This is a genomic window from Minwuia sp. (genome assembly GCF_048263705.1).
In the GTDB taxonomy this organism is placed as follows: Bacteria; Pseudomonadota; Alphaproteobacteria; order Minwuiales; family Minwuiaceae; genus Minwuia.
The window spans coordinates 424320-451171 of the sequence record NZ_JBLXDV010000002.1 but is presented as its reverse complement, the minus strand read 5'-3'; the positions used below and the strand labels follow the sequence as shown (position 1 = coordinate 451171).

Annotated in this window: 28 protein-coding genes; 13 read left to right on the top strand and 15 right to left on the bottom strand. The window is 64.8% G+C overall.

What is annotated here, in order from left to right:
* The 8 genes from ACN0X7_RS04580 to sdhC all read right to left on the bottom strand — a co-directional run bounded on the left by ACN0X7_RS04580 (position 1) and on the right by sdhC (position 8106).
* Positions 1-1896 (bottom strand): propionyl-CoA synthetase, encoded by a 1896-nt coding sequence (locus tag ACN0X7_RS04580; protein ID WP_417514576.1) that lies wholly within the window; start codon positions 1894-1896, stop codon positions 1-3.
* A gap of 89 nt (positions 1897-1985) precedes the next feature.
* Complete coding sequence (locus ACN0X7_RS04575; RefSeq protein ID WP_417514574.1) at positions 1986-2534, bottom strand: PAS domain-containing protein; 549 nt, start codon at positions 2532-2534, stop codon at positions 1986-1988.
* A 21-nt stretch (positions 2535-2555) separates the two neighbouring features.
* Positions 2556-3407, bottom strand: coding sequence for a prephenate dehydratase (locus ACN0X7_RS04570; protein WP_417514572.1), 852 nt, complete (start codon positions 3405-3407; stop codon positions 2556-2558).
* A 68-nt stretch (positions 3408-3475) separates the two neighbouring features.
* Positions 3476-4549: an NAD(P)H-dependent flavin oxidoreductase gene (locus ACN0X7_RS04565; RefSeq protein ID WP_417514570.1), complete on the bottom strand. Its 1074-nt coding sequence runs from the start codon at positions 4547-4549 to the stop codon at positions 3476-3478.
* 160 nt (positions 4550-4709) lie between these two features.
* Positions 4710-5495 carry a succinate dehydrogenase iron-sulfur subunit gene (locus ACN0X7_RS04560; RefSeq protein WP_417514568.1) on the bottom strand — a complete coding sequence of 262 codons (786 nt, stop codon included), beginning with the start codon at positions 5493-5495 and terminating at the stop codon, positions 4710-4712.
* Positions 5496-5519: 24 nt separating this feature from the next.
* Positions 5520-7313: a succinate dehydrogenase flavoprotein subunit gene (gene sdhA, locus ACN0X7_RS04555; RefSeq protein ID WP_417514566.1), complete on the bottom strand. Its 1794-nt coding sequence runs from the start codon at positions 7311-7313 to the stop codon at positions 5520-5522.
* 6 nt (positions 7314-7319) lie between these two features.
* A complete protein-coding gene (gene sdhD, locus ACN0X7_RS04550) occupies positions 7320-7709 on the bottom strand; it encodes a succinate dehydrogenase, hydrophobic membrane anchor protein (protein WP_417514564.1) in 390 nt (129 codons plus the stop codon).
* A gap of 4 nt (positions 7710-7713) precedes the next feature.
* The gene (gene sdhC / locus ACN0X7_RS04545; protein ID WP_417514562.1) at positions 7714-8106 is read right to left on the bottom strand and encodes a succinate dehydrogenase, cytochrome b556 subunit; all 393 of its coding nucleotides are present in this window, start codon (positions 8104-8106) and stop codon (positions 7714-7716) included.
* 261 nt (positions 8107-8367) lie between these two features.
* Between sdhC and coaBC the strand changes: the two genes are divergently transcribed.
* The 4 genes from coaBC to cysK are packed head-to-tail and all read left to right on the top strand — an operon-like array spanning position 8368 to position 11491.
* Positions 8368-9597, top strand: coding sequence for a bifunctional phosphopantothenoylcysteine decarboxylase/phosphopantothenate--cysteine ligase CoaBC (gene coaBC / locus ACN0X7_RS04540; RefSeq protein ID WP_417514560.1), 1230 nt, complete (start codon positions 8368-8370; stop codon positions 9595-9597).
* Positions 9594-10046, top strand: a complete 453-nt coding sequence (dut, locus tag ACN0X7_RS04535) for a dUTP diphosphatase (RefSeq protein ID WP_417514558.1) — start codon at positions 9594-9596, stop codon at positions 10044-10046. The genes coaBC and dut overlap by 4 nt, the downstream gene beginning before the upstream one ends.
* On the top strand, positions 10043-10495 hold the full coding sequence (locus ACN0X7_RS04530) for an RrF2 family transcriptional regulator (RefSeq protein WP_417514556.1): 453 nt from the start codon (positions 10043-10045) through the stop codon (positions 10493-10495). Before dut ends, ACN0X7_RS04530 begins: the two co-directional genes overlap by 4 nt.
* 30 nt (positions 10496-10525) lie before the next feature.
* Entirely contained in the window at positions 10526-11491 is a 966-nt protein-coding gene (gene cysK, locus ACN0X7_RS04525; protein WP_417514554.1) for a cysteine synthase A, read from the top strand.
* On the opposite strand, the gene ACN0X7_RS04520 is transcribed toward cysK, so the two are convergent.
* From ACN0X7_RS04520 to otnK, 5 genes are all read right to left on the bottom strand, one after another.
* Positions 11458-12663 carry an MFS transporter gene (locus ACN0X7_RS04520; protein ID WP_417514552.1) on the bottom strand — a complete coding sequence of 402 codons (1206 nt, stop codon included), beginning with the start codon at positions 12661-12663 and terminating at the stop codon, positions 11458-11460. The two genes, cysK and ACN0X7_RS04520, sit on opposite strands and share 34 nt — an antisense overlap.
* Positions 12660-13985 carry a mechanosensitive ion channel family protein gene (locus tag ACN0X7_RS04515; RefSeq protein WP_417514550.1) on the bottom strand — a complete coding sequence of 442 codons (1326 nt, stop codon included), beginning with the start codon at positions 13983-13985 and terminating at the stop codon, positions 12660-12662. Before ACN0X7_RS04515 ends, ACN0X7_RS04520 begins: the two co-directional genes overlap by 4 nt.
* A 47-nt stretch (positions 13986-14032) precedes the next feature.
* On the bottom strand, positions 14033-15118 hold the full coding sequence (locus ACN0X7_RS04510; RefSeq protein WP_417514674.1) for an Ldh family oxidoreductase: 1086 nt from the start codon (positions 15116-15118) through the stop codon (positions 14033-14035).
* Between the two features lie 79 nt (positions 15119-15197).
* A complete protein-coding gene (locus ACN0X7_RS04505) occupies positions 15198-15887 on the bottom strand; it encodes an RraA family protein (protein WP_417514548.1) in 690 nt (229 codons plus the stop codon).
* 143 nt (positions 15888-16030) lie between these two features.
* Positions 16031-17317, bottom strand: coding sequence for a 3-oxo-tetronate kinase (gene otnK / locus ACN0X7_RS04500; RefSeq protein ID WP_417514546.1), 1287 nt, complete (start codon positions 17315-17317; stop codon positions 16031-16033).
* A gap of 194 nt (positions 17318-17511) precedes the next feature.
* Here otnK and ACN0X7_RS04495 point away from each other — a divergent pair, with 194 nt between their 5' ends.
* Positions 17512-19074: an ATP-binding protein gene (locus ACN0X7_RS04495; protein ID WP_417514544.1), complete on the top strand. Its 1563-nt coding sequence runs from the start codon at positions 17512-17514 to the stop codon at positions 19072-19074.
* A 106-nt stretch (positions 19075-19180) separates the two neighbouring features.
* On the opposite strand, the gene ACN0X7_RS04490 is transcribed toward ACN0X7_RS04495, so the two are convergent.
* On the bottom strand, positions 19181-19720 hold the full coding sequence (locus ACN0X7_RS04490) for a tetratricopeptide repeat protein (RefSeq protein WP_417514542.1): 540 nt from the start codon (positions 19718-19720) through the stop codon (positions 19181-19183).
* A 310-nt stretch (positions 19721-20030) separates the two neighbouring features.
* On the bottom strand, positions 20031-20915 hold the full coding sequence (locus tag ACN0X7_RS04485) for a helix-turn-helix transcriptional regulator (protein ID WP_417514540.1): 885 nt from the start codon (positions 20913-20915) through the stop codon (positions 20031-20033).
* An 89-nt stretch (positions 20916-21004) separates the two neighbouring features.
* On the opposite strand from ACN0X7_RS04485, the gene ACN0X7_RS04480 reads away from it, so the two are divergent.
* From ACN0X7_RS04480 to ACN0X7_RS04445, 8 genes are all read left to right on the top strand, one after another.
* Positions 21005-21484 carry a flavodoxin domain-containing protein gene (locus ACN0X7_RS04480; RefSeq protein WP_417514538.1) on the top strand — a complete coding sequence of 160 codons (480 nt, stop codon included), beginning with the start codon at positions 21005-21007 and terminating at the stop codon, positions 21482-21484.
* Between the two features lie 24 nt (positions 21485-21508).
* Complete coding sequence (locus ACN0X7_RS04475) at positions 21509-23092, top strand: benzoate-CoA ligase family protein (protein WP_417514536.1); 1584 nt, start codon at positions 21509-21511, stop codon at positions 23090-23092.
* 9 nt (positions 23093-23101) lie between these two features.
* Positions 23102-23887, top strand: a complete 786-nt coding sequence (locus ACN0X7_RS04470; RefSeq protein WP_417514534.1) for an alpha/beta fold hydrolase — start codon at positions 23102-23104, stop codon at positions 23885-23887.
* Between the two features lie 119 nt (positions 23888-24006).
* Positions 24007-24261, top strand: coding sequence for a hypothetical protein (locus tag ACN0X7_RS04465; protein ID WP_417514672.1), 255 nt, complete (start codon positions 24007-24009; stop codon positions 24259-24261).
* Between the two features lie 5 nt (positions 24262-24266).
* Positions 24267-25292 (top strand): SEL1-like repeat protein, encoded by a 1026-nt coding sequence (locus tag ACN0X7_RS04460; protein ID WP_417514532.1) that lies wholly within the window; start codon positions 24267-24269, stop codon positions 25290-25292.
* Between the two features lie 7 nt (positions 25293-25299).
* Positions 25300-25989: an NnrU family protein gene (locus ACN0X7_RS04455; protein ID WP_417514530.1), complete on the top strand. Its 690-nt coding sequence runs from the start codon at positions 25300-25302 to the stop codon at positions 25987-25989.
* A gap of 60 nt (positions 25990-26049) precedes the next feature.
* Positions 26050-26379, top strand: a complete 330-nt coding sequence (locus tag ACN0X7_RS04450; protein ID WP_417514528.1) for an ArsR/SmtB family transcription factor — start codon at positions 26050-26052, stop codon at positions 26377-26379.
* The gene (locus ACN0X7_RS04445; RefSeq protein WP_417514525.1) at positions 26372-26845 is read left to right on the top strand and encodes an SRPBCC family protein; all 474 of its coding nucleotides are present in this window, start codon (positions 26372-26374) and stop codon (positions 26843-26845) included. The genes ACN0X7_RS04450 and ACN0X7_RS04445 overlap by 8 nt, the downstream gene beginning before the upstream one ends.
* The last annotated feature ends 7 nt before the right edge of the window (positions 26846-26852 follow it).

The following is a 26852-nucleotide window of genomic DNA, read 5'->3' as shown; positions in this document are numbered from 1 at the left end:
TCAGCCCTTCGGATAACCCAGTGCGCGCAGCGATTCCGTGATCTCGTCCAGAATTGCCGGGTCGTCGATGGTGGCGGGGGCCTTGAAATCCTCGCCGTCCGCGATCTTCTGCATGGTGCCGCGCAAGACCTTGCCGGACCTTGTCTTCGGCAGGCGCTTGACCGCCGTGACCAGCCGGAAGGCGGCCACCGCGCCGATCTGCTGGCGCACCATCTGGACGCACTCGCTCTCGATCTCCTTCACATCGCGGCTGACACCGGCCTTCAGCACGATCAGACCCAGCGGCAACTGGCCCTTCAGATCGTCGGCGATACCGAAGACCGCGCATTCGGCGACATCGGGATGCTGCGACAGGACCTCTTCCATCGCGCCGGTCGACAGACGATGGCCCGCGACGTTGATGACGTCGTCGGTGCGCGACATGATGTAGAGATAGCCATCCTCGTCCATGTAACCCGCGTCGCCGGTCTTGTAGTAGCCGGGATAGTCGGTCAGGTAGGCATCGATGAAGCGCTGGTCGGCGTTCCACAGCGTCGGCAGCGAACCCGGCGGCAGGGGCAGCTTCACCGAAATCGCCCCCATCTGGCCGCGCGGGACCTCCTGGTTGCCCTCGTCCAGAATGCGGATGTCATAGCCGGGGACGGGGCGGGTCGGGCTGCCGTACTTGACCGGCATGGGCTCGATGCCCATCGGGTTGATCGCCATGGGCCAGCCGGTCTCGGTCTGCCACCAGTGGTCGATCACCGGCACCTTCAGTTGCTCCTCCGCCCACTGGATGGTGGTGGGATCGGCACGTTCGCCCGCCAGGAACAGGATGCGGAACTTCGACAGGTCGTACTTGGTGATGAACGTGCCTTCCGGATCCTGCTGCTTGATCGCGCGGAATGCGGTTGGCGCAGTGAACAGGACCTCGACGTCATGGTCCGCGATCACCCGCCAGAAGGTGCCGGGATCCGGCGTGCCCACGGGCTTGCCTTCGAACAGGATTGACGTGGCCCCGTGCAGCAGCGGCGCGTAGACGATGTAACTGTGTCCGACGACCCAGCCGACATCCGACGCCGCCCAGAAGGTCTGCCCCGGATCGATGTCGTAGAGGTTCTTCATGGTCCAGCTCAGCGCCACGGCGTGACCGCCATTGTCGCGGACGACGCCCTTCGGCTGCCCGGTGGTGCCAGAGGTATAGAGGACGTAGAGCGGGTCGGTGGACTTCACCGGCACGCAAGCGGCAGGTTCGGCCCCGGCCAGCGCATCGGACCAGAGCACGTCACTGTCGCGGCGTTCCCAGTCGGGGACCTCGGGGCGCGGATGGACGATGACGCCGGAAGGCTTGTGATCCGACAGATCGATGGCCTTGTGAATCAGCGGCATGTATTCGATGACGCGGCCCGGCTCCAGCCCGCAGGTCGCCGTGACGATCAGTTTCGGTTTGGCATCGTCGATCCGCGTGGCGAGCTCGTTCGGTGCGAAGCCGCCGAAGACCACCGAATGCGGCGCACCGATCCGCGCGCAGGCCAGCATGGCGATCGCCGTCTCGGGGATCATCGGCATGTAGATGATGACCCGGTCGCCCTTGTTCACGCCCTGCGCCTTCAGCGCGCCGGCGAAATGCGCGACCAGATCGGTCAGTTCGGCATAGGTGAACTTCTTCACCTGGCCGGTCATGGGGCTGTCATAGACGATGGCGGTCTGATCGCCGCGCCCGTTCTCCACGTGCCGGTCGAGGCAGTTGTAGCAGGTGTTCAGCTCGCCGCCCGGAAACCACTTCACGAACGGATCGTTGCTGCCGTCGAAGACCCGATCGTAGGGTTTGTACCAGTCGATGGCCTTCGCCGCCTCGGCCCAGAATCCTTCCGGATCACTCTTCCAGCCGTCGTAGACCCTGTCGTAAGCACCCATGTTTCCCGCCCCACGTCTTCAGTTTCGTCTGTTGCTGACTGGGTATCACATTGCGCTTCCGGCCTTAAGCGCTGAATACGCGGAACAGCTCAGGGGTAGGGCACCAGCGTCAGCGTGTCGGTCGCGATCTCGTAGCGGTGTACCTTCAGGATCCGTGTATCGACTTCGTCGTTGCGGTCGTAGTTCGGCAGGATGCGCCCGTCGGTTGTGACCGGAATGAAGGCCGTCGCGATGCGGACGATCTTTCCGCTTTCGTCGGCCAGCGGCAGGGTCAGGCCATGCACGCGCCATGTGCTGCCATCCGACAGGTCACAGTCCCTGAGCGTGATGAAACATGTCCCGTTCGCGACGATGTCGTTGAGCACGAAACGGATGACGTTGTGATCGAACCCGATGGATTCGTCGAAGACGCTCTTGCCGGTGATCTCGTGCCCGATGGACTGCAGCAGTCCGGTCCCGAACAGGGCGACCGTGAAGTCACCGTCGGCTTCGGGCTTGATCATGGTGATGAAACGCAGGAACTCCGGGATATCGACAGGATCGAAATCTTTCCGAAGGGGCAATGACCCGCCGTTGCTCAACCCCTTCCAGTAGCTGAACAGCTTCCTCGCCCCATCGCTCTCGAAGACGTCTTCCACGCCGCGCCGCCTCCGCCCTGTTCAGTTCGCGCTGCGGAACGGATGCGCCGGATAGACGCCGAGTTCCTTCACGTTGGTCGAGAAGAACCGGACCTCGTCCAGCGCGCGGTCAACCGCCAGCGTGCCCGGATGGCCTTCGATCTCGGCGTAGAACTGTGCCTTCGTGAAGCTCATGTCGGTGATGTAGCTCTCCAGCTTCACGACGTTGACCCCGTTCGTCGCAAATCCGCCCAGTGCCTTGTAAAGCGATCCGGGAACGCTGCGGACGTTGAACATCAGGCTCATGATGGATTTCTCGCTGGGCGGCGGGTCCATGCGCTGCCGTGCCATGATCACGAACCGTGTCGTGTTGCCGATCTTGTCCTCGATCCGGCTGCGCAGGATTTCAAGATCGTAGGTCTCGGCGGCGAGGCTGGAGGCGACGGCGGCCTCCTCCACATCGCCACGTTCGGCGATTTCCTGCGCCGCACCTGCCGTGTCGGCGTGCGCAATGGCTTCCAGCCCGAGGTTCTCGATCAGCACCTTGCACTGGGCCAAAGCCTGCTCGTGACTGTAGATCCGCTTGAGCCCTTCCAGCGTGGCACCCTTCGGGGCCAGCAGCATGTGCTCGACCTTCTGGAAGTGCTCGCCCACGATGAACAGGCCGGAATCGGGCAGCAGCGAATGAATGCCGGCGACGCGGCCGCCCAGCGTGTTCTCGATCGGAATCATGCCGACGTCGGCCTTGCCGGACCGGACGGCCTCGAACGCGGCCTGGAACGTCAGGCAGGCCATGGCATCCGCGTCCGGAAAGACTTCCCGGCAGGCCAGGTTCGAATAGGCGCCGGGGACGCCCTGGAAGGCGACGGTCTTCGGTGAAAGCTGCGGGGTCATGGTCTTCGAGTTTCCGGTTGATTTCAGACAGGCGGGAATTGGTCAGAAAACCCGGACCATTTCAAGCGTCAACCTGCCGAAGACAGTCTTTCGCGTGCTTCCCGCATCAGCGTCGTCACCAGTGTGCCGGTGTCCATCCGGCGTCCCAGCGCCGCCGCCTGACCCGACCAGAGCGACGAGAAATCCGCCTTGCCCTGCGCCTCGGCAGCCTGCTTCAGCGGGGCAAGCGCGCCGCCGGCTGTCGGGAACGGGGCGGCGTCCGACGACATCGGGCCGACTTCTGCCATCACCCGATTGATCAGCCCCCTTGCCGGGCGTCCGGAGAACAGGTTGGTCAGCGCCGTGCCGTCGTCGCTGGCCTCGGCCAGCGCCGCGCGATGCAGATCGCTGATTGTCGCTTCCGGCGTGAACAGGAAGGCGGTGCCGACCTGCACGGCGGACGCGCCCAGCAGGAAGGCGGCTGCGATCCCCCGCGCGTCCGTGATGCCGCCCGCGGCGATCACGGGCACGTCGACCGCATCGACGACCTGGGGCACCAGTGCCATCGTGCCGGGCTGCCGGGTGATGTCGGTGCCCAGGAAGATGCCGCGATGACCGCCGGCCTCCGCACCCTGCGCGATGACGGCGTCGATGCCGCGTTCGGCCAGCCAGCGCGCCTCGGCTGCCGTGGTGGCCGAACTGATCACCTTCGCACCCGTGGCCTTCACGCGTGCCAGCAGTGCGGCATCGGGCAGGCCGAAATGAAAGCTGACGACCTCCGGTTTCACGTCCTCGACGATCTCACAGGCAGCCGCATCGAAGGGCGCACGGTTCACGGCGGGCGTCTCGGCATCCGGGTCGAGACCGTGTTCGATGTAGTAGTCACGCAGCCGCGCGCGCCATTTCTGCTGTGCCGCCGGATCGGGTTCCGGCGGCGTGTGGCAGAAGAAGTTCATGTTCACCGGCCTGGATGTCTGCTGGCGGATCACGCCCATCTCGGCGCGCATCTTGTCGGTATCCAGCATGGCGCAGGGCAGGGAACCCAGGCCGCCCGCTTCCGACGCCGCGATGGCCATGGCCGATCCCTGGGCACCCGCCATCGGGGCCTGGATCAGGGGCAGGTCGATTCCGAACAGGTCGGTGATGCGGGTATCGGTGAACATGAGCACGCTCCGGATAAGAAAAGGCCGCACCAGAAATATGGCGCGGCCCTCGTACTTTGTCATCGCGCGAGGCGATCATGCGGGTTTCGGTGCCTCGCTCTGATGCGCGGTGCCGCCCACCCGGCTGCCTTGTCCATTTTCAAGTGGGCGGTCTGTTTCGTCAGAGTTTGCGCTCGATCATCATCTTCTTGAGTTCGGCGATCGCACGGCCCGGATTCAGGCCCTTGGGACAGGTGCGCGCGCAGTTCATGATGGTGTGGCAGCGATAGAGCTTGAACGGATCTTCCAGCTTGTCGAGGCGGTCGCCCGTGCCCTCGTCGCGGCTGTCGATCACCCAGCGATAGGCCTGCAGCAGGATGGCCGGTCCAAGATAGCGGTCGCCGTTCCACCAGTAGCTGGGGCACGACGTCGAGCAGCAGGCACACAGGATACATTCGTACAGCCCGTCGATCTTGGTGCGGTCCTCGCGGTCCTGCAGGCGTTCCCGATCCGGCGGCGCGGGCGTCTTGGTCTGCATCCACGGTTCGATCGACGCGTACTGCGCGTAGAAGTGGGTCAGGTCGCCGACCAGATCCTTGATCACCTCCAGGTGGGGCAGCGGGTAGACCTTCACATCGCCCTTCACCTCGGCCACGCCCTTGGTGCAGGCGAGGGTGTTGGTGCCGTCGATGTTCATCGCACACGATCCGCAGATGCCTTCGCGGCAGGACCGGCGGAAGGTCAGCGTCGGATCGACCTCGTTCTTGATCTTGATCAGCGCGTCCAGGATCATCGGACCGCAGCTGTCCATGTCGACCTCGTAGGTATCCACACGCGGGTTTTCGCCCGAGTCGGGATCGTAACGATAGATCTTGAACTTCCTGACGTTGCTGCCGTCACCGGCCTTCGGCCAGCTCTTGCCGTTGTTCTTGATCCGCGAATTGGCCGGCAGATTGAATTCAACCATTGGTTTGTCCTCTCATTCAGCCAATCAGTACACGCGAGCCTTGGGCTCGATGTACTCGATGTCGTTCGACAGCGTGTAGGTGTGGACCGGGCGGTAGTCGATATCGACCTTGCCCGCCTCGTCGATCCACGCCAGCGTGTGCTTCATCCACTCGTCATCGTTGCGATCGGGGAAGTCCTCGTGCGCGTGCGCGCCGCGGCTTTCCTTGCGGTTCTCTGCCGAATGCATGGTCACGACCGCCTGGCGGATCAGATTGTCCAGTTCCAGGCTTTCCACCAGATCCGAGTTCCAGACCATCGAACGGTCCGTGACCTTCTGGCTGGGCATCGAGGCGTAGACCTGATCGATCAGTTCCTTGCCTTCCGACAGAACCTCCGAGGTGCGGAACACCGCGCAGTTGTTCTGCATGACCGACTGCATCTTGTCGCGGATCTCGGCGGTCGAGGTATCGCCGTTGGCGTGCCGGATCTTGTCGAAGCGGTCCAGGGCCTTTTCGAGCGACGCCTGATTGGTCTCGCGCAGGGTGGCACCCGCTTCCAGGATGTCGCCGCAGTGCTTGGAGCACGAGCGCCCGAACACCACCAGGTCGATCAGCGAGTTGGAACCCAGCCGGTTGGCACCGTGCACCGACACGCAGGCGGCCTCGCCCGCGGCCATCAGGCCCGGGACCACCGCGTCCGGATCGCCGTTCTTCAGCGTCAGCACCTCGCCCCGGAAGTTCGTCTGGATGCCGCCCATGTTGTAATGCACGGTCGGCAGCACCGGGATCGGTTCCTTGTTCACGTCCACACCGGCGAAGATGTGCGCGCTTTCGGAGATGCCCGGCAGGCGCTCGGCGATGATCGCCGGGTCCAGATGGTCCAGGTGCAGGTAGATGTGATCGCCGTTCTTGCCGACACCGCGACCCTCGCGGATTTCCATGGTCATGGACCGGCTGACGACGTCGCGGCTGGCCAGATCCTTGGCCGAGGGTGCGTAGCGTTCCATGAAACGCTCGCCCTCGGAATTGACCAGATAGCCGCCCTCGCCACGCACGCCCTCGGTGATCAGGCAGCCCGCGCCGTAGATGCCGGTCGGATGGAACTGCACGAACTCCAGGTCCTGCAGCGGCAGGCCGGCACGCAGCACCATGCCGCCACCGTCGCCGGTGCAGGTATGGGCCGACGTGGCCGAGAAGTAGGCACGGCCATAGCCGCCGGTCGCGAGGATCGTCATCTGCGCCCGGAACAGGTGCAGCGAGCCGTCCGACAGATCCCAGCAGAGCACGCCCTGGCAGGCCCCGTCATCGTCCATGATCAGGTCGATGGCAAAATATTCGATGAAGAAGTGCGTGTCGTTCTTCAGCGACTGGCCGTACAGCGTGTGCAGCATGGCGTGACCGGTCCGGTCGGCCGCGGCACAGGTCCGCTGGGCGGCCGCGCCTTCGCCGAAGTTGGTGGTCATGCCGCCGAAGGCGCGCTGATAGATCTTGCCTTCCTCGGTCCGGCTGAAGGGCACACCGAAGTGCTCCAGTTCCAGCACGGCGTCGACCGCGTCGCGGACCAGATATTCGATGGCATCCTGGTCGCCCAGCCAGTCCGACCCCTTGACGGTGTCGTACATGTGCCAGCGCCAGTTGTCCGGGCCCATGTTGCCCAGCGAGGCGGAGATGCCGCCCTGTGCGGCAACGGTGTGCGACCGCGTCGGAAAGACCTTGGTCACGCAGGCGGTGTTCAGCCCGGCCTCGGCACAGCCCATGGCGGCGCGCAGGCCCGCGCCGCCGGCGCCGACCACGACCACATCGAACTTGTGCTCAGTATAGGGATAAGCTTCGGTCATTGAGGGTTACCCTCCAAAGGCGATTTTGAGGACGGCGAGGACACAGATCAGTCCGCCAATCCAGCAGCCAAACGTGTTGGCAAACATCAGGAACAGCTTGGAAGCCGATCCGTGCACATAATCTTCGATCACCACCTGCATGCCCAGCTTCAGGTGCCAGAACACGGTGACGATCAGCAGCACCAGCACGCCCGTCACGATGGGGTTGCCCACGATCCCGGCGGCGGTGTTGTAGTCTGCGCCGGTCAGCCGGATGATCAGCACCGCGAAGGCGAAGACCAGGGGCACCAGGGCGATCGCGGTGACACGCTGCATCCACCAGTGCTCGGTGCCGTCCTTGGCGGAACCAAGGCCGCGCACGTTCTTCAGCGGCGTATTGAGTTGCGAAAATTTCATGGCCTCACGCTCCTACCGAATAGGCGATGACCCAGGCTCCTACGGTCAGAACGACCGAGCCGATCAGTACCATGTAGCCGGTACGGTAGACGGACGGGATCTCGAAGCCCCAGCCGGCATCCCAGTACAGATGCCGCAGCCCGTTGCACAGATGATAGAACAGGGCCCAGGTGAAGCCGAGCATCACAAGACGTCCGATCCAGCTTCCCGCGTAGCCCATGACCGTGTTGTAATATTCCGGTCCGCTGGCCAGCGCGACCAGCCACCAGAGAACCAGAAGCAGGCCGCCCGCAAGGACGACCCCGGTTATGCGGTGCAAGATCGACATCAATGCCGTGATCTGCATCATGTCGTAAACTTGGATATGCGGTGACAGTGGGCGATTATTGTTCGCCATGACGTCCCCCTGTATGGTCCGGCTATCGGCGCGCGCGGACGTGATCCCCCATCAGTGACCGGCCATTCCCGACAAAATGGACGTTGCGATCACGCGGCGGATTGTAAACCTGCGTGGATCGCTGTCAACGCGTGCGACACCGGCTTTGCGCATCATCACATCGCCGAAGACCCGGATTCGACTGATATTTCGCGATTGCTGCCGGAACATGTGAATACTAGGCTAACCACACGGGCACGGCGTATTTTAAGGTAATTCATCATGGGCGACGAAACTGTCTCAGCGGCTCTGGCCGGAAAGCGCGTCCTGCTGGTGGTCGGCGGCGGGATCGCTGCCGTGAAGGTGCCTGACCTGATCCGCCGGCTGCGGGAGCGGGGTGCCAGCGTGTGCCCGGTGATGACCCGCGCCGCCGCTGAATTCGTCACCCCGCTGGCGCTCTCGGCCCTGTCGGAAGAGAAGGTCTTCACCGAACTCTTCGACCTGACGGACGAAGCCGAGATGGGACATATCCAGCTTTCGCGGCAGGCGGACATTGTGGTGGTCGCGCCCGCGACGGCGAATCTGATGGCCCGGATGGTGTCCGGCATGGCCGACGAACTGGCGACCACGGTGCTGATGGCGACGGACAAGCCGGTGATGATCGCGCCCGCCATGAACGTGCGCATGTGGCTGCATCCGGCGACGCAGCGGAATCTGGCGCAACTCCAGGCCGACGGCGTTTCGGTCGTCGGGCCGAACGAGGGCAGCATGGCCTGCGGCGAGTTCGGACCGGGCCGCATGGCAGAGCCGATGGAGATCGTGGCCGCGCTGGAACGGCACTTCGGCCAGGGCCCCCTGAAGGGCCTGCACGCGCTGGTGACCAGCGGACCGACCCACGAACCGATCGATCCCGTGCGCTACATCGCCAACCGGTCGTCGGGAAAGCAGGGGCATGCCATCGCGGCGGCGCTCAGAAGTCTCGGCGCGCGCGTGACGCTGGTCAGCGGCCCGACAGCGCTCGCGGATCCCGTCGGCGTGGATGTCGTCCGGGTCGAAACCGCGCTGCAGATGCGCGATGCCTGCGAATCGGCGTTGCCTGCGGACATCGCGATCTGCGCTGCGGCGGTCGCCGACTGGCGCGTCGATGCCGCCGGCCAGAAGCTGAAGAAGCAGGCCGGACAGGCGCTGCCCGACCTGAAACTGGCCGAGAACCCGGACATCCTGGCCGGCCTGTCGGGGCACGCGCAACAGCGCCCCCGACTGGTGATCGGCTTTGCGGCGGAGACACAGAACGTCGTCGAGTATGCGACGGCCAAGCGCGCGAAGAAGAGTTGCGACTGGATCGTCGCCAATGACGTCAGTCCCGCCACCGGCACCTTCGGGGGCGACCGCAATGCCGTGACCCTGATTTCCGCCGCCGAACCCGAGAGCTGGCCGCCGATGGCGAAAACCGAGGTCGCCGAGCGGCTGGCCGAGCGCGTCGCCTGGTATTTCGGGCATGGCGGCGAATGAGCATCAGCGTGACAGTCCGGCGCCTGCCGCATGGCGCGGACCTGCCGCTGCCCGCCTATGAGAGCGCGGGCGCGGCGGGCATGGACCTGCGGGCTGCGGTTGAACGGCCCCTGTCGCTCGTGCCGAACGCGCGGGCGCTGGTGCCGACCGGACTGTCGATTGCGCTGCCGGACGGCTACGAGGCCCAGGTACGTCCGCGCTCCGGGCTGGCGCTGAAGCACGGCGTGACCGTGCTGAACAGTCCGGGCACCATCGACAGCGACTATCGGGGCGAGGTTAGGGTGGTGCTGATCAATCTGTCCGACACCCCCTTCGATATCCGGCGTGGCGATCGCGTGGCCCAGCTCGTGCTCGCCCCGGTCTCACGCCTGGACTGGATCGAGACGGATCATCTGGATGAGACCGTCCGGGCGGGCGGCGGCTTCGGATCGACGGGAGGTCGAGCATGAACGATGACGTCCTGCGGTTGCCGAAGAAGACCATGTACGCGCTGGATGCGGTGCTGGACGTGGCCTACAACGCGCGGCCCGACCCGGTGCAGTCCAAGGACATCACGGCCCGGCAGAACATCCCGCCGCGCTATCTGGAACAGGCGATGCAGCAACTGGTGCGGGCGGGAATCCTGAAAGGCGTGCGGGGGCCGCGTGGCGGCTACACCCTGGCGCGCGAGCGCCGCCGCATCAGTGTCGCCGATATCGTCTCCGTCATTGCCATAGACGACGAGGTGGACGAGGGCGGATCGGACCTGGGCCTGCATGTGGTCAGGCCGCTGTGGCACGAGATACAGCTTGAGATCATGGAACGGCTGACCCAGATCACGCTGGAGGATCTGTGTCGCCGTGCCGAGACGGCCGGCGTGGCCAAGGCCGCCGCGAGGGCGCGCGACTTTACAATCTAGCAGGACATCCTGCTTCCGAGGGAGGATACCATGTCGAACAACGAGCGTTTCACACCGCCACGCGGCAGAATCTACGACACCATCGCCGATACGATCGGATCGACGCCGCTGGTGCGGCTGAACCGGGTCGCCGAGGGCGTGGCCGACGGCGCGGAGATACTGGCGAAGCTGGAGTTCTTCAATCCGCTGGCGTCCGTGAAGGATCGTATCGGCGTCGCCATGATCGAGGCCATGGAAGCCGACGGGACCCTGAAGCCCGGCGGGAAGATCATCGAGCCGACGTCGGGCAACACGGGCATCGCGCTGGCCTTCGTGGCGGCGGCGAAAGGGTATCCGCTGACCCTGGTGATGCCGGAAAGCATGTCGATGGAGCGGCGCAAGATGCTGCGCCTGCTGGGTGCCGAGCTGGAACTGACTCCGCCGGCCAAGGGCATGCCGGGCGCGATCGCGCGGGCGAAGGAACTGCTGGAAGACACGCCCGACGCGGTGATGCCGCAACAGTTCTCGAACCCGGCCAACCCCGAGATCCATGTGAAGACGACCGCCGAGGAAATCTGGGCGGACACCGACGGCAAGGTCGATGTCGTGATCTCCGGCGTCGGCACGGGCGGCACGATCACCGGCATCGGGCGGGTTCTGAAGGAGCGCAAGCCCGATGTGCACATGGTTGCCGTCGAGCCCGAGGACAGCCCGATCCTGTCGGGCGGTGATCCGGGGCCGCACAAGATCCAGGGCATCGGTGCCGGTTTCGTGCCGGACAATCTGGACCGCTCGGTTGTGGACGAGGTGCTTACCATCGGCAATGAAACCGCCTTCGAGATGGCGCGCAAGCTGGCCCGCATGGAAGGAATCCCGGTCGGGATCTCGTCCGGTGCCGCCGTCGCCGCCGCCATCGAGGTGGCTGAAAGGCCGAGCATGGTGGGCAAGACCATCGTGGTGATCCTGCCGAGCTTCGCCGAGCGCTACCTGTCGACGGCGTTGTTCGAGGGGCTGTAGACGACGGCCATCCTGTACGCCAGGAAGCCGATCAGACAGAGCCCGAGGACGCAGTAGAGCACGAGGTCGTATCCGCCGACGGTCCACAGCAGCGATCCCATGAAGGGCGCGAGGGCGGCCGAGATCAGGTAGGGGACGGCCATCGCGCCGCTGATCGCGCCGAAGCTGCGCTCGCCCATCATTTCGCGCAGGGCAACCGGGCGCATGATGCTGACCACGCCATATCCGGCCCCCTGCAGGATGACGAAGGCCACGATCAGGGTCGGCGCGAACGCGGCTGCGTACAGGCTTGCGGCGGCGGCGGCGACCGCGACGAAGCAGGCGATCGTGATCGTGTGGCTGCTGACGTGCCGCTCGGCGGCCATCATGGCCAGCCGTCCGGCGACCTGCATCGGGCCGATCATTGATGCGGCGAGTACCGCGGTTTCCGCGGCGACACCCCTGTCGTTCAAAATCGGCAGCAGGTGGCCGATGATGACCCCGTGGTTGACGCCCAGCAGCGCAAAGCCTGTCGCCAGCCCCCAGAAGACGGGCGAGCGCAGGGCGGCGTGCAGGGCGCCCCGGTCCTGCGCGGCGTCTTCGGGCTGTACCGTACGGGTGGCGGTGAAGCCGCGCTCAAGGTGCGACGCGCCGAACCACAGCAGCGGCGCGCCGACGAACGCGATCAGCCCGGCGAAGGTGAGCGTGGCGGCGCGCCAGCCCATCGCTTCGGCCACCAGGTGGTTCAGCGGAAACGAAAGTGTGCCCGCCAGACCCGCGACCAGGGTGACCAGCGTGATCGCCCGCCGCGCCTGAAGTCCGCGGGTGCGTGTGATCATCGCAAAGCAGGGTTCGTAGAGGGTCGCGCCCATCGCCACACCGATGAACAGCCAGATCAGGGCGAAGGTCCAGATCGATCCTGCCAGCGGCAGCAGCGCGAGCAGCACGGCACCGAACAGGGCCGCGCCGGTCATCACCTGTGGGCCGATGCCGCGATCAATCAGCCGTCCCATGAAAGGCGCGACAAGCCCCGAAACGATGACCGCACCGGCAAAGGCGGCGGTCAGGGTCGTCTTGGACCAGCCCTCGGCGGCTTCCCACCGCAGCAGCAGCGCCGGGAAAAGGTAGTACATGCCCGCCCAGACAATGGTCTCGCCCAGCGCCAGGAAGATGATGGCGCGGCGGATGGTCATTTCTTCTCTGGAAAGCCCTGGTCGCCCAGAACGCGAACCTCGCGCTGCGGGAAGGGAATGGTGATGCCGTTCTCCTTCAGCGCCGTCCAGATCATCATCAGCAGGTCCGCGCCGACGCGGTTGTCGCCGTCGTCGATGCCTTCCATCCAGAATTCCACCAGGATGGTGATGCCGCTGTCGGCGAATGCCTGGATCTCAGCATCCGGCCGTTCCGACAGGGGCAGATCGTCACCCGACAGCACGCGCGGGTGACTGGCCACGATGTCGCGGATGATCGGGAACATGGCCTCCAGATCGGTCTCGTAGGCGACATCGAAGTTGATCGCGTAGCGCTGCTTCTTGTTGTGGTGGGTCCAGTTGGTGAAGGCGGTGGTGATGAACTGCTCGTTCGGCACCATGATGTCCTTGCCGTCGAAGGTCTGCAGGATGGCGAAGCGCATGTTCAGTTCGCGCAGGGTGCCGGCCCGCCCGTCCTCCAGTTCGATGTAATCGTCGATCGTGATCGACCGGTCGAGCAGGATGATGATGCCGGAGATGAAGTTCGCGGCGATCTGCTGCAGCCCGAAGCCGAGGCCGACACCGATCGCGCCGCCGAAGACCACCAGCGTCGTGACGTCGATGCCCATGACCTGAAGCAGCAGCACGAAGATCAGCACGAACAGGGCGATCTGGAACAGCTTCGCGATGACTTCCTTGGTCGAGGTGTCCAGCTTCTGCTGCTTGCGGATGACCCGCTGTCCCGTCGTGTTCGACACACGGCCCAGCCAGAACAGCACGGCGCCGAACACGATGGTCCGGGCGATGGTGTAGGCCGAGAACTGGATGTTGCCGAATTCGAAACCCACCGAATCCAGTTGTGTGGTCACGTCGTCCAGCCAGCCGAACACGTAAAGCAGCGCGATCGGCAGGCCGATCCACGTCAGCAGGGAGCGGGCGGTCTCGCTGTGCAGCAGGTGCGTGCCGAAGCGGTAGATCAACTGGACGACCGACACGCCCTGCGCGATCCGGACCAGCCAGTTCTCGCCCAGCAGCCGGTCGGACAGGATGGTGGCGGCACCGAACACCAGCACGCACATGATCGGAAAAACAAGCGTGCCGGCACGGTACAGCGCGCCCCGCACGTCGAACCGTTCCGACGCCGGCGGTTCCTTGGCGAACACAGGCAGGCGGTTCCGGATCAGGCTCGAAAGGCCCCAGGCCACCAGCACACCGGCGACGATGATCAGGGCCTCATAGTAGAGCCCGGCGCTCGACAGCGCATCTCCCGCGAGGTCGGCCTTTTCGTTCAGCCACTCAAGCGTCTGATCGATATCGAGGTCCACTTCTGTTTCCTGATTTTCTTCCACGTCACGGCCTTGTCGGGTTGTGGTCAATGCACATGGGATTGCGGCTCGACGCCCTTGGCCTTCGCCGTGGTCAGGATATCTTCCCACGCCTGCCTGGCCAGCGGCAATCCGCTTTGCGTCCGCTCGGCCATCAGGCGCCGCTCAGGCTCGCCCGGTATCAGGACTTCGCCCCCCGGTTCGGTCGGTGTCGCGGATTTCACGAAGGCGACATAGTCGAGCACCTCGCTGGCGAAGCTGTCGCTCATCTCACGCGGCGTACCGTCCAAGGCCTGCAGATCGATGTAGATCGACAACATGCCGTTGCAGAACCGCCGCCGCTCCGGCTCGTCCAGCTTGCCTGCGGTGCCGGAGCCGGTCAGGGCACCGGCCATGATCTCCATCATGAAGTTCATGCCGAACCCCTTGTGATCGCCGAAGGAGCGCAGGGCACCAGGGCCCTGGGAAGGATCGGGATAGATGCTGTCGCCACTTGGACCGTACAGGGGCCGGGGGTCAGACGTGATGGTACCGTCGCCGTCGACGATCGCGCCGCCGGGCAGCGGCTTGCCGCCCTTCAGTGCGACCAGCGCCTTGCCCTCTGCCACCAGCGAGGTCGCGAAATCCAGCACCAGGTGCGGCTGTCCCGCCACCGGCGCGCCAATGCAGAACGGATTGGTGCTGCTGCGCCGGCTGATGCCGCCGAAAGGGGCGACCAGCAGCGAGCCGCGCACATTGACCATATGCACCGATACAAGGCCCGCATCCGCCGCGCGCTCGGCCCAGTCGCCGATCCGCCCGATGTGACCGGAATTGCGCAGCGCCACCATGGCCACGCCCTGCTGCCGGGCCTTGGCGATGCCGATATCGACCGCCTGTTCCCCGATGGTCTGCCCGAACCCGTACTGACCGTCGACGATGGCCAGTCCCGGCTGATCGGACAGGACCTTCAGTTTCTGGTTCGGCACCTGAATGCCGTCCGCCGCCCATTGGACATAACGCGGGATGCGGATCACGCCGTGACTGTCATGGCCGCGCAGATTGGCCCCGGCCAGACGGGTGATGATGGTCTTCGCCTCCTCCGGCGCGGAGCCGGCCGCTTCGAAAATCGCGGTGCCGAGTGAAATCATCATGTCCACGGGCACGAAAACCCTGTCGCCGTCTTCTCTTACCCTGCTCAACGGATGTTCTCCCAAATGGCCGGTGTGGCGGTCAGTCGATCTCTTCGACACGACCGCTGTCGTAAAGGTCGTCAATGTGGCCCGGCACGCCCATGCCGCCGTTCACCGCCGACAGCATCTCGGCCTCCTTGGCCCGGACGTCCTCCAGCCGTGCGATCACCTGGTCGATCATCGCGAAAGGTACGACCACGACGCCATCGACATCTCCGACCAGAATATCACCTGCGGCGATGGGCACGCTGCCCAGGCTGACCGTCATGTTGACGGTCCCCGGCCCGTTCTTGGCAGGGGAATTCGGTGTCACACCTGCGGCAAAGCACGGCAGTCCGACGTCCCGGATGCCGGGTGTGTCGCGCACGCAGCCATCCGTCACCAGCGCGACCGCACCCCGGTTCTTCGCCATCTGCAGCACCAGATCGCCGACCACGGCGGTTTCCATGAACGCGTCCGTGCCACAGACCAGCACATCGTCGGGATGCAGCTTCGGCAGTGCCGCAAGCACAGCCAGATTGTCGGCCGGACCGGCATGGCAGGTGACCGCCACGCCACAGAAGTCAGACTGATCCGGGATCACCGGCTTGATCGTGTGCGCCAGCGCGCCGCGTCCGTCCATCGCGTCCACGACGAAGCCGGTCGGCGTGCCGCGCAGGGCGGTCAGTTGAGCCTTCGTCGGTCGTTGGGTCGTTCGCTTCAGCTTGATCAGCGGCGGGTCATCGATCATGGCAGGGAATCCGGCAGATGGTGATGGTCGCGGTCAGCCTAGTGCGGAACCTCTGCGGATGAAATCCTTCAATCGCATCGGCCCGTTGCGCCGGCATTCCAGCAAGTGTCTGCACCGGTTGCGTTGCCGACATCGAAAGCGGCCTATTCGTCCAGCATCGCCAGCGCGTCGGCAAAGAAATCAGGCCCGCCGAAATTGCCTGACTTGAGCGCCAGCGCCAGTTCCGGATCGCCGATGGTGGTGGTCCATGGCACACCGGGCGCGATCTCCGGCCCGATGCGCAGGGCCCGCACCGACAGCGCCGCGATGACGGCACCGGAGGTCTCGCCGCCGGCCACGATCAGCCGCCTGAAACCCCGCCCGACCAGCGCGACGGCGGCCTTTCCCATGACCTGCTCGACCAGTGCGCCGGCGGCATCGCGCCCCAGCGCCACCTGCGACGCCTGCACATTTTCCGGCGTATCGGTGGCGTGGATCAGGATCGGTGTCTCCGGCGGCTGACCGGCGACCCAGTCCATCAGTCGGGCAACGGTCTCGTCCGCCGAGGAGATGTCCTCGGGCCGGACCCGGAAAGCCGGAAGGCCCGCCTTGCGGGCGCGATCGACCTGCTGGTTGGTGGCCTGCGAACAGCTGCCGGACAAGATGGCCGCGGGCCCGGATACGGCCGGCGGCGGCGCGGGCGAATCGGCACCACCGCCCGAGGCATCGCGGAAGTTGTCGGGCAGGCCGAGCGCAATCCCGGATCCGCCCGTGATCAGTCGCGCATCGTTCAGTGCGTGACCGATCGTGCGCAGGTCCGCATCCGAGACCGCATCGACAATGACCAGCCGCTTTCCCTGCGCGGCGAGGGTTGCGAGGCCTTCCCGTATGGCGTCCGTCCCCCGCGCGACGACCTCCAGCGGGATCAGGCCGACCGCGTTGCGGCTCTGCCGGGAAAGCACACGCACGAGATCAGGATCCGTCATCGGGGTCAGGGGATGATGCTGCATGCCCGATTCTGACAGTAACCGGCCGTTCACGAACAGGTGGCCGTGATAGATCGTGCGGCCTGCTGCGGGGAAGGCCGGACAGGCGACGGCGACGGGCGTGTCCAGGTGATCGAGCAACGCATCCGCGACCGGCCCGATGTTGCCCTGATCGGTCGAATCGAAGGTCGAGCAGTATTTGAACAGGATCTGCCGGCTGCCTCTTTCCTTCAGCGCCGCGGCGGCCTGGAGGGACATGGCGACGGCTTCCTCGGGCGGGTTGGTGCGGGATTTCATGGCGACCACGATGGCATCGGTGTCGTGCGGCGCGCGCGATACCGCGTCCGGTCCGATGACCTGCACCACCTTCATCCCGCCTTTGGCCAGCATCAGGGCCAGGTCCGTGGCGCCGGTCATGTCGTCGGCGATGGCCCCCAGCAGCGGTCGTTTCAGTGTCCCGGTCACACGTTTCTCCCTGCCGGTTCCGTCGCCTGGAGCAAGCTTCGCCGCGAAACCGGATCATGTGAAGGGGCATACGCAAATTTAACGAGTCAGGCTGATGATACGCGCGCATGAGGGACGTCGAGGCCACAGTGGAAAACAGCAGGACGCCGAACCGGTTTGCCCGTTTGGCGAACAGGATCACGCGGAGGCCCGCGGTGACGGCGGGCCTGTTCCTGGCGTGCGGCCTGGCGATGTCCGCCGTGCTGGCGTTCCTGGTGCTGGACGATCTCAGATATCGAACGACGCTGGAAAGTGCGCGGTCCTATTCCGCCATGCTGACGGTCGTGCGCGACTATTACACGGCGGTCGTCGTCGGCGGTGCCAGGAAGAGTGAAACGCCGATATCGGCCAACTACCATCAGATCGAGGGCGCGATCCCGCCGCCGGCGACCATGACCATCGAGCTGGGTGTCTGGATGAATGACACCATCAAGCCGGGCAGCTTCAGATTCTACAGCAATTATCCCTTCAGGACCCGCGATGACGGCGGTCCGCGCAACAGCTTCGAGATCGAGGCGCTGGACATTCTGGTGGACAAGCGCGCCGACCGGTTCGTTCAGATGCGAGAAGATCAGGGGTCGGGTCGCTCGGTGCTCAGCCTCGCGCAACCCGTCTCGATGGGGAAGGGGTGCGTCTCGTGCCACAACGCGCATCCCGATTCACCGCGGACCGACTGGAAGGTTGGCGATATCCGCGGTGTTCAGGTGATCTCCATCGGCCTGCCGCCCCTGCTGCCCTCGTTCAGCGACCTGATCAATCGGGAAAACGGAATCCTGATTCCGGCAGCGCTTCTGGTCATCGGTCTGGTGGCGGTCGCGCTGCTCCTGCTCGCCCTGATGCAGCGGCTCCGTCGTACCCTTGACCTTGCCGATCAGCGCAATCGTCAGCTGTCCCGCGCGCGTGCCGTCGCCGAACATGCTGCTGAAACGAAATCGCGGATCATGGCGAATGTCAGCCATGAACTCAGAACACCGATGAACGCCATCGTCGGCTTTTCCGAGATGATGAATGCGGAGATCTTCGGGCCGATCAACAACCGCAAGTATCGCGAGTACAGCGCCAGCATTCATGTCAGTGCCGAGCAGCTGATGAACATCATCGAGAACATGATCGGCATGGCGGAACTGGATGCCGGCAAGAAGATCCTGCAGCGCGAGACCGTCGACAGCCTGGTGGAAATCAGGCGGGCGATCGGACTGTTCGCGCCCGAGGCGGAAGAGGACGGTGTCAGCCTCTGGATCGACGAGACGGCGGACTGGCCGCTGCTCGCCTTCGATCGCCGTGCCTTTCGACAGATCATCGGCAATCTGGTCAGCAACGCCGTACGGCACGCCGGACCGGGCAGCACCGCCCGTGTCTCGACCGTGATGGATCGGGATCAGCTACGCATCATCATTTCGGACGACGGTGTCGGCATTCCACGACACGAACTGAAACGTATTCTGCAACCCTTCGAGGGCGTTGCCGATCCGGCCTTCGCGAACGCGAAGGGGATTGGACTCGGCCTGACCATGGCACGTGAACTGGCGGCCATGCATGGCGGCTCGATCCGGATCGACACCGTGCCCGGTAACGGAGTCTCCGTCACCGTCATATTGCCTCAGGATTGTGTGGTCGGCGTTCCGCAGCGTGATTCCGGGGAAGCCTCTGCGGTACCGGAGGCCTCACCGGCAGACGGTCGCGGATACGATCTGCCGGCCCGACCGATGGACTTTTGACCCGGCGTTCCCTGTGGCGCAAACACAGACAGACCCCCCGGATCGCTCCGGGAGGTCTGGCATGCGTTCATGACCGGAGCGGGAGGCCCCGGCCTGTCAGGTTCGTTCAGGAACCCTGGTATTTCGGCGCGAGCTTCTGCGTGCGGCGTTCACCGGCGGCAAGCTGTCCGGGGCGCAGATCGGCGGCCAGCGCATCGCGCTTCTTGGCGGCCTCGGCATCGCCGCGGTTCGCAGCGATGTTCAGCAGCGTCCACGCCTGAACCTTGTCGGCGTCAACGCCGCGGCCCTCTGCAAACATGTCGGACAGCTGATGCAGCGCGCCAAGGTGGCCGGCCCGTGCAGCCACCTGATACCAGGCCACGGCCTTCTCGTAGCGGGGCTCACCGGTGCCTTCACCCTTCTCGAACATCTGCGCGGCGCGGAACGTCGCTTCGACATCACCTTCGCCACCGGCGTCCACATACTGCTGCAGGGCGTCCTTGTAGTTGCCCTCGGCATACAGCTTGTCGCCCTGCTTGATGTCGGCATTCGCCACGCCCAGACCGAAAACGGACAGGGCGGCGATGGAAATCAACGTGGTTCTTACGGCCTTGATCATGGTCTCATACTCCCCGGCTTTCGCCAGTTTCTGTTTCTTCAGGTTCACGCACAAACGATCCGTGCAGGATCGTCAAACTCCTGGGGCCTCATTAGCAATCACCGGGCCACTGTTGCGGATATGGTGTGCGAGGCACAGATTTGTATCCCAAATGCAACAGCTCGGCCTCCTGCGCGGTTCTTGCGGATAGCCCGGGGTCGGTTTTCGGCAGGTTTTGCCCGCCTGCCGTCCGTCGTCGTAACAGGATTCCTCGCGAATTGTTCCAATCCGAAGCCGAAATAGGCCATTTGTCGCAAATTGCGACAGTTCGGGCCGGGCCCGTTCAACTCTGGATTTCAGAAGCGCGCGCCGCGCGGGCTCACGAACCGGCGCGCCGCCAGTGCTGCCGGATCTCCTCGACAATGGATTGCGGCGTGCGATCCGACGTGTCGATTGTCAGATCCGCCTGCGAATAGAGCGGCGCGCGGCTTTCCAGAATGCGTTTCAGATCCTGCATGGCCTGGCGGTTGCCGGCCATCGGGCGCTGATCTCCCTGCGCGATCACGCGGGACATGTGCGTGTCCGGATCCGCCTTCAGCCAGATCGTGTAGCATCCGCCCAGCAGCAGCTGAAATGTTGCCGGATCGGAGACGATGCCGCCGCCCGTCGCCATCACAAACGTCTGATCGCTGTCCAACCTGTGCCGCAGCGCATCGCGTTCGAGACGCCTGAAACCGGCCTGGCCGGCAAACTCGAAGATCTCGTTCAGTTCCAGGCCGCCCAACCGTTCGATGTCGTCGGCCAGTTCAATGAAGGGCCGACCGGTCTGTGCCGCCAGGGCGTGTCCCACGGTGGACTTGCCCGCCCCGCGCAATCCGATCAGGGCGACCCTGTCGTGGCGGCGGGTGTCGCGGATGAAGCGTTCCTCGATCAGTTGCCGGGCCTCGCGGACCTGTGCGGCGTCCAGTTGATCCAGCATGACCGAGAGCATGCGTTTTTCCGGTACGAGATCCCGCGCGTCGTCCAGCAGGTCCCCCGGAGATGTCGACAGTGCCGCCGCGACCTGCCGGAGAAGCACGATCGAGATGTTGCCCTTGCCGGATTCCAACTGGGCGAGATGCCGTTCGGAAACGCCGGAATGCCGCGCGAGATCCTTGCGCGTCATGCCGTGTCGCGCGCGGGCCGCGCGGACGCGGTCGCCGACCTGCCCGAGGAACGATGCTGCCGTTTCGATGGGGGGTTCGGATGTCGAAGTGACGGTCATTTATGCAGTATACTGCATTTTTTCTGGCGTCCAAGCTGCGAATGCCCTATCTGGATAGCCGGAATGTCTCAGCAAACCGGAGGTAACCTGTGTCCGATTCTATTGTGATCCTTGTCGGGACCATGACCGGCACGGCGGAAATGGTTGCCGAGGACATGCAGGCCGCCATCGAGGAGGCGGGGGACCATGACGTCGATATCCGGCTGATGGATGATCTGGACGCCACCGCCTTCGACGACCGTGATCCGGTTTATCTGATCGTGACGTCAACATACGGTCAGGGCGAGGTGCCGGACAATGCGCTGGATTTCTTCGAGGCGCTGACGGAAGAGCGGCCCGATCTGAGCGGTGTGCGCTTCGGCATTTTCGGGCTGGGCGACGCTACCTATGCGGACACGTTCAATCATGGCGGCGAGCGTTTCGAGAAAGTGCTGAAGGAACTGGGTGCCCGTCAGATCGGCGAACGTCATGCACATGACGCAAGCGGCACCGAAATGCCGGAAGACACCGGCGTCGAATGGGTCAAGGGCTGGCTCGGTCTGCTGGAAAGCGATCAGCAGGCGGCCTGAATCGCGGTCGTTGGGGGGAACGGAATGACACAGTTTTCGGAAGTCGACTGGAGCAGCACTCCGCCGGCGGTGCGCGTGCCGCGCAGCTACAACGCCGCCTCGGACTTCATCGACCGCAACATCGCCGAAGGACGCGGAGACCGGATCGCGTTCATCGACGATCGCGAACAGGTGACATTCGCGGAACTGGCCGAACGGGTCGCCCGGGCGGGCAATGCCCTGCTGGACATGGGGCTTCGCCCCGAAGACCGCATCATGATGGTGATGCTGGATACCATCGATTTCCCGGCCCTGTTCTTCGGCGCGATCAAGGCGGGGATCGTGCCCGTGCCGGTCAACACGCTGCTGACGCCTTCCGACTACAGCTACATGCTGCAGGATTCGCGCGCCCGCGCCCTGTTCGTGTCGGATGCCCTGCTGCCCACCCTGGAAGAAGCCATGTCCGCCATGGCGCAGCGGCCCGACGTCATCGTCTCGGGAGCGGATACAGGAACTCACCCGCATCTTTCCGCCATGATGGCGCAGGCCGATGCCAAGCTGGCCACGGCAGATACCGTTGCCGACGAACCCTGTTTCTGGCTTTACAGCTCCGGCTCGACCGGGCGGCCCAAGGGGGCGATCCACATCCACTCCGACATGGTCAACACGGCGGTCCTCGTCGGGCATCAGGTGCTGGGCATGACCGGTGAGGATCGGGTGTTCTCCGCCGCGAAGCTGTTCTTCGCCTACGGGCTGGGCAACGGCATGACCTTTCCGCTGTATGCCGGATCGACAGCCATTCTGATGGCGGAGCGGCCCACGCCCGCAGCGATCATGCAACGCTTCACCGACCACGACCCCAGCCTGTTCTTCGGCGTGCCGACCCTGTTCGCAGCCATGCTGGCGGACCCGCAAGTGAAGCCGGTCAGCCACGATGCGGCGCTGCGGGTCTGCGTATCGGCGGGGGAAGCCCTGCCCCGTGACGTCGGCGACCGCTGGAACGAACGGTTCGGCGTGCCCATCGTCGACGGCATCGGATCGACCGAGATGCTGCACATCTTCCTGTCCAACCGGCCCGACGACGTGAAATACGGCACCACGGGCAAACCCGTCCCCGGCTATGAAATGAAGCTGACGGATGAATCCGGCGAGCCGGTGAAGGACGGAGAGATTGGCGACCTGTGGGTGTCCGGTCCGTCATCGGCCATTGCCTACTGGAACAACCGCGAGAAGAGCCTGGACACGTTCCACGGACCCTGGACCCGCACCGGCGACAAGTATCTGGTCGATGACGAAGGCTACTACGTCTATCAGGGCCGGTCCGATGACATGCTGAAGGTCGGGGGCATCTGGGTCTCGCCGTTCGAGGTGGAATCGGCGCTGGCCGCGCATCCGGCGGTGATCGAGGCCGCGATCGTCGGCCGTGCCGACGAGGATGAACTGATCAAGCCCGAGGCGTTCGTGCTGCTGGCGGACGGCCACTCGGGGGATGCCGATCTGGAGGCGGAACTGAAGACCTTCGTGAAAGAGCGGCTCGCCCCGTACAAATATCCGCGCTGGATTCAGTTCGTGGATGAATTGCCGAAGACGGCGACGGGCAAGACCCAGCGCTTCAAGCTGAGAAGCTGAGACAGGCGGGTGCGCGATATCCAGTCCGTTGATCTGGCGGGTGGCACCGTCGAGTACCGCTGGTATGGACCGGCGGCGGTCGATGCGGAGCTGCCGGTCTATGTGCTGCTGCATGAGGGACTCGGATGCGTGGCGCTCTGGCGCGATTTCCCCGAGCGCCTGGCCGAGAGGCTGGGACGGCGTGTGCTCGCCTACAGCCGGTACGGTTATGGCGGCTCATCGCCCTGCGCCCTGCCGAGGCCGGTCACCTACATGCACGACGAAGCGCGCGACGTGCTGCCGGAACTGCTGGCGGCGCTGGGGATCGGGGCGCATGTTCTGGTCGGCCATTCCGACGGCGGATCCATCGCGCTGATCTATGCGGGCTCGGGTCCGCGGGCGGAACTGCGCGGGCTGGTCACCATCGCGGCGCACATATTCGGCGAGCCGATCAATGCCGCCGCGATCAATCAGGCACGGTCGGCATTCGATACCGGCAAGCTGCGGGAGGCGCTGGCGCGCTATCACGGCACCAATACCGACTGCGCCTTTCGCGGATGGTCGGAAGCCTGGCTTAGTCCGGGTTTTGCCGACTGGAATCTCGAGACGTTTCTGCCCGGGATCGATGTGCCGATCCTGATCGTGCAGGGAAGCGACGACGAATACGGCACGCTGGCCCAGGTGGAGGGCATCGCCGCCGGAGTTTCCGGCCCGCATGAAACGCTGGTTCTTCCGGCCTGCGGTCATGCGCCCCATCGCGACCAGCCCGATGCCATGCTGTCCGCGATCAGCCGGTTTTCCCGGATGGTCGAATAGGCGGGGACGCGACGCGATCAACGGTTCCATCCCGTCGCGTTTCGGGGCGGGCCCGAGGTCGGCGTGTTTCCAGATTTCGCTTCAATCGTGCGTCCGAAAGCTCTAGCTTCCGCGTCGTGATGCGAGGTGGGGAAGCAGAAACATCATCGGGGGTGCCGACGGCGGCCCAGATGACTTACCTGAAACGGGGCCTGACGCAGCCCGGCGGGAAGCTGCCGCTGTTCGACGCCGAGGGACAGGCCGTATCAGCGCGCACCGTCCGCGCCTGTATCGAGAAAGGCTGGGCCGAACCATGGTTCGACAATCCCATCAAACCGGACTGGCTGGTCTGCCGTCTGACACGCGCTGGACGCGCGGCAATCTCCGACGACTGACGCTGGTGGCCGGGCTGCTGGCCGGCCTGATGGTGTCGGCTCCGCCCCCGCTGGCCGCCGAAACGCCGCCCGAGGTCTGGAGCCAGGCACAGAACGGCGACACGCGCGCCCAGCTCCGACTCGGCTATCACTATCTGCAGGAAACGCACGCCGACCATGACCCGGCGCAGGCGCGGTACTGGTTCGAAAAGGCCATGGAAGGCGGCTCTGCCGAGGCTGCGGCGGAACTCGGCGTCCTGCTGATGGACATGCAGGGCGACGCACGGGACTTCGAGATCGCCCTTCAGGCGCTGGCCATGGGGGCCGATGCGGGGGTGCCGAAGGCGCAGTTCCGGCTGGGCACGATCATGGCGAACGGTTTCGGCATCGCGACGCCGGACGCGAAACGCGCACGTTCGATGTTCCAGCTTGCGGCAGCGCAGGGATATCCGCCCGCGCAGGCGGCGCTTGGCGTCTACATGTTCGAAGGCGTCGGCGGCGAGAAATCTCCGGAGAAGGCGGAGAAGCTGTTCCGCAAGGCCGCGACCAGCGGGAACGCCCTGGGTCAGTACCATCTGGCCGTGCTGTATCTGACGGACTTCTACGGTCAGCCTGATCCGGGGCAGGCCATGATCTGGCTGAACCGTGCGGCCAAGCAGGATCTGCCGCAGGCCAAGATGGCACTGGGCCAGATGCACCTGAAAGGCGGACTGGTTCCGAAAAGCGAGGAAAAGGCGGTCGATCTGATGACCGAGGCGGCCCAGACCGGGCTTTCCGAGGCGCAGTTCCAGCTTGGCGTCTGGCGTGCGCGCGGGATCGGCGGTGCCGCCAGCGAAACGGTTGCCGTGGCCTGGTACGCGCGTGCCGCCGAACAGGGGCACCCCGACGCGCAGTACATGCTGGGCAATCACCTGGCGACCGGACGCGGTACGGAAAAGGATCTGGAGGCCGGTATTTTCTGGCTGGAAGCGGCGGAACGATCAGGGCATCCTCTGGCGCGACAGCGCATCGAGACCTATCTGGAGCAGGATCAAACGCCGAAACAGGAGTGATTGAAGCATGACCGGGGAATTCAGCCATCTCGTCATCGCGACGCTGGCGTTTCTGCTGATTCACATCGTACCGGCCAGCGCCCTGCGCGGCCCCGTCGTGCAGGCGGTCGGCGAACGCGCCTATCTTGGTCTGTTCTCGATCGTGTCGCTGGCCGCGCTGATCTGGATGATCGCGGCGTTCAACGCGTCGCCGAGCGGCGGGTTCGTCTGGTATCATGCGGGCAAGATTCAGTACGTGTCGGCCCTGATCATGTTTGTCGCGCTGGTGCTGGGTATTGGCGGCCTGATCGGCGCCAATCCGGCCTCGGTCGGCGGCAAGGTCAAGCGCGGCGGCGACCCTGCAACCGGGTTCCTCAGAATCACCCGGCATCCGTTTCTGGTATCGGTCGTGCTGTGGTCGAGCGCGCATCTGCTGGTGCGGGGCGAAATGCGGGCCATAGTCTTCTTCGGTGGACTCGGATTGCTGGCGGCGGTCGGCACCGTGCTGATCGACCATAAGACCAGCAGGCGTCTGGGCAGCGAGTGGAACCGCTTCGAGGCGGTCACCTCGATCATCCCCTTCCTGGCGATCCTTCAGGGACGCAACCGCTTGTCGATTGCCGAACTCAAATGGTGGCGTCTGGCCATCGGTGTCGCGGCTTTCGTCCTGATCCTCATGGCCCACAGCACGATCATGGGTGTGCCGCCGCTGCCCTGACCGTTTGAGGCGGCTTGCAGTTTGCGGTCAGGTTACTATCTTAACCGAATGGTTAATCAAGTGCAGACCCTGGATCGCGTCTTCGGTGCGCTCTCCGATCGCACCCGGCGCGCGATTCTCGTGCGGCTGGGGCAGGGAGAGGCCACCGTCTCGGAACTGGCCGCGCCCTTCGATATGTCGATGCCGGCGATCACCAAGCATCTCAATGTGCTGGAACAGGCGGGACTGGTGACACGCCGGCGCGACGGCCGCACCAAACGGTGCCGCCTGAATCCCGACGGTGCCGAAAGCGCTCACGCCTGGATCGCGCAGCAGACGCGGTTCTGGAATGCCGGTCTCGACCGGCTGGACAGCATGCTGGCGACCGAGAAGGCCGGACAGGATGGCTGATACCGCCGCACCCGACATCAGCGCGGAAGGCGACGCCTGGCGGTGCCGCATCGTCCGTCGGTTCGACGCTCCGCTCTCTCAGGTCTGGCGCGCGTTTTCGGACCCGGCCCGGCTGGCCGACTGGTTCGGGCCGGAGGGCACAAGCACGCGGCTGGACACGTTCGAATTTCGCGAAGGCGGTGCCTATGCGCTGGTGATGATCGCCGACGACGGGCGGGAATTTCCGCTGAAGGGGCGGTTTCTGGAAATCGCCGAGGGCCGCCGCATCGTCATGACCTGGCTCTGGCTGATGGCCGACGCCAGCGGGGTGGAGACGACCGTCAGCTTCGATTTCGCGGTCGACGGCGATGGTACGGAACTGATCCTGACGCATGAACGTCTGCCCGAGGCCGACAATGCGGTCTCGCATGGTGAAGGCTGGGAAAGCAGCCTGCGCAAGCTTGCGGTCAATGTGGTTGAAAACTGAGCGATCA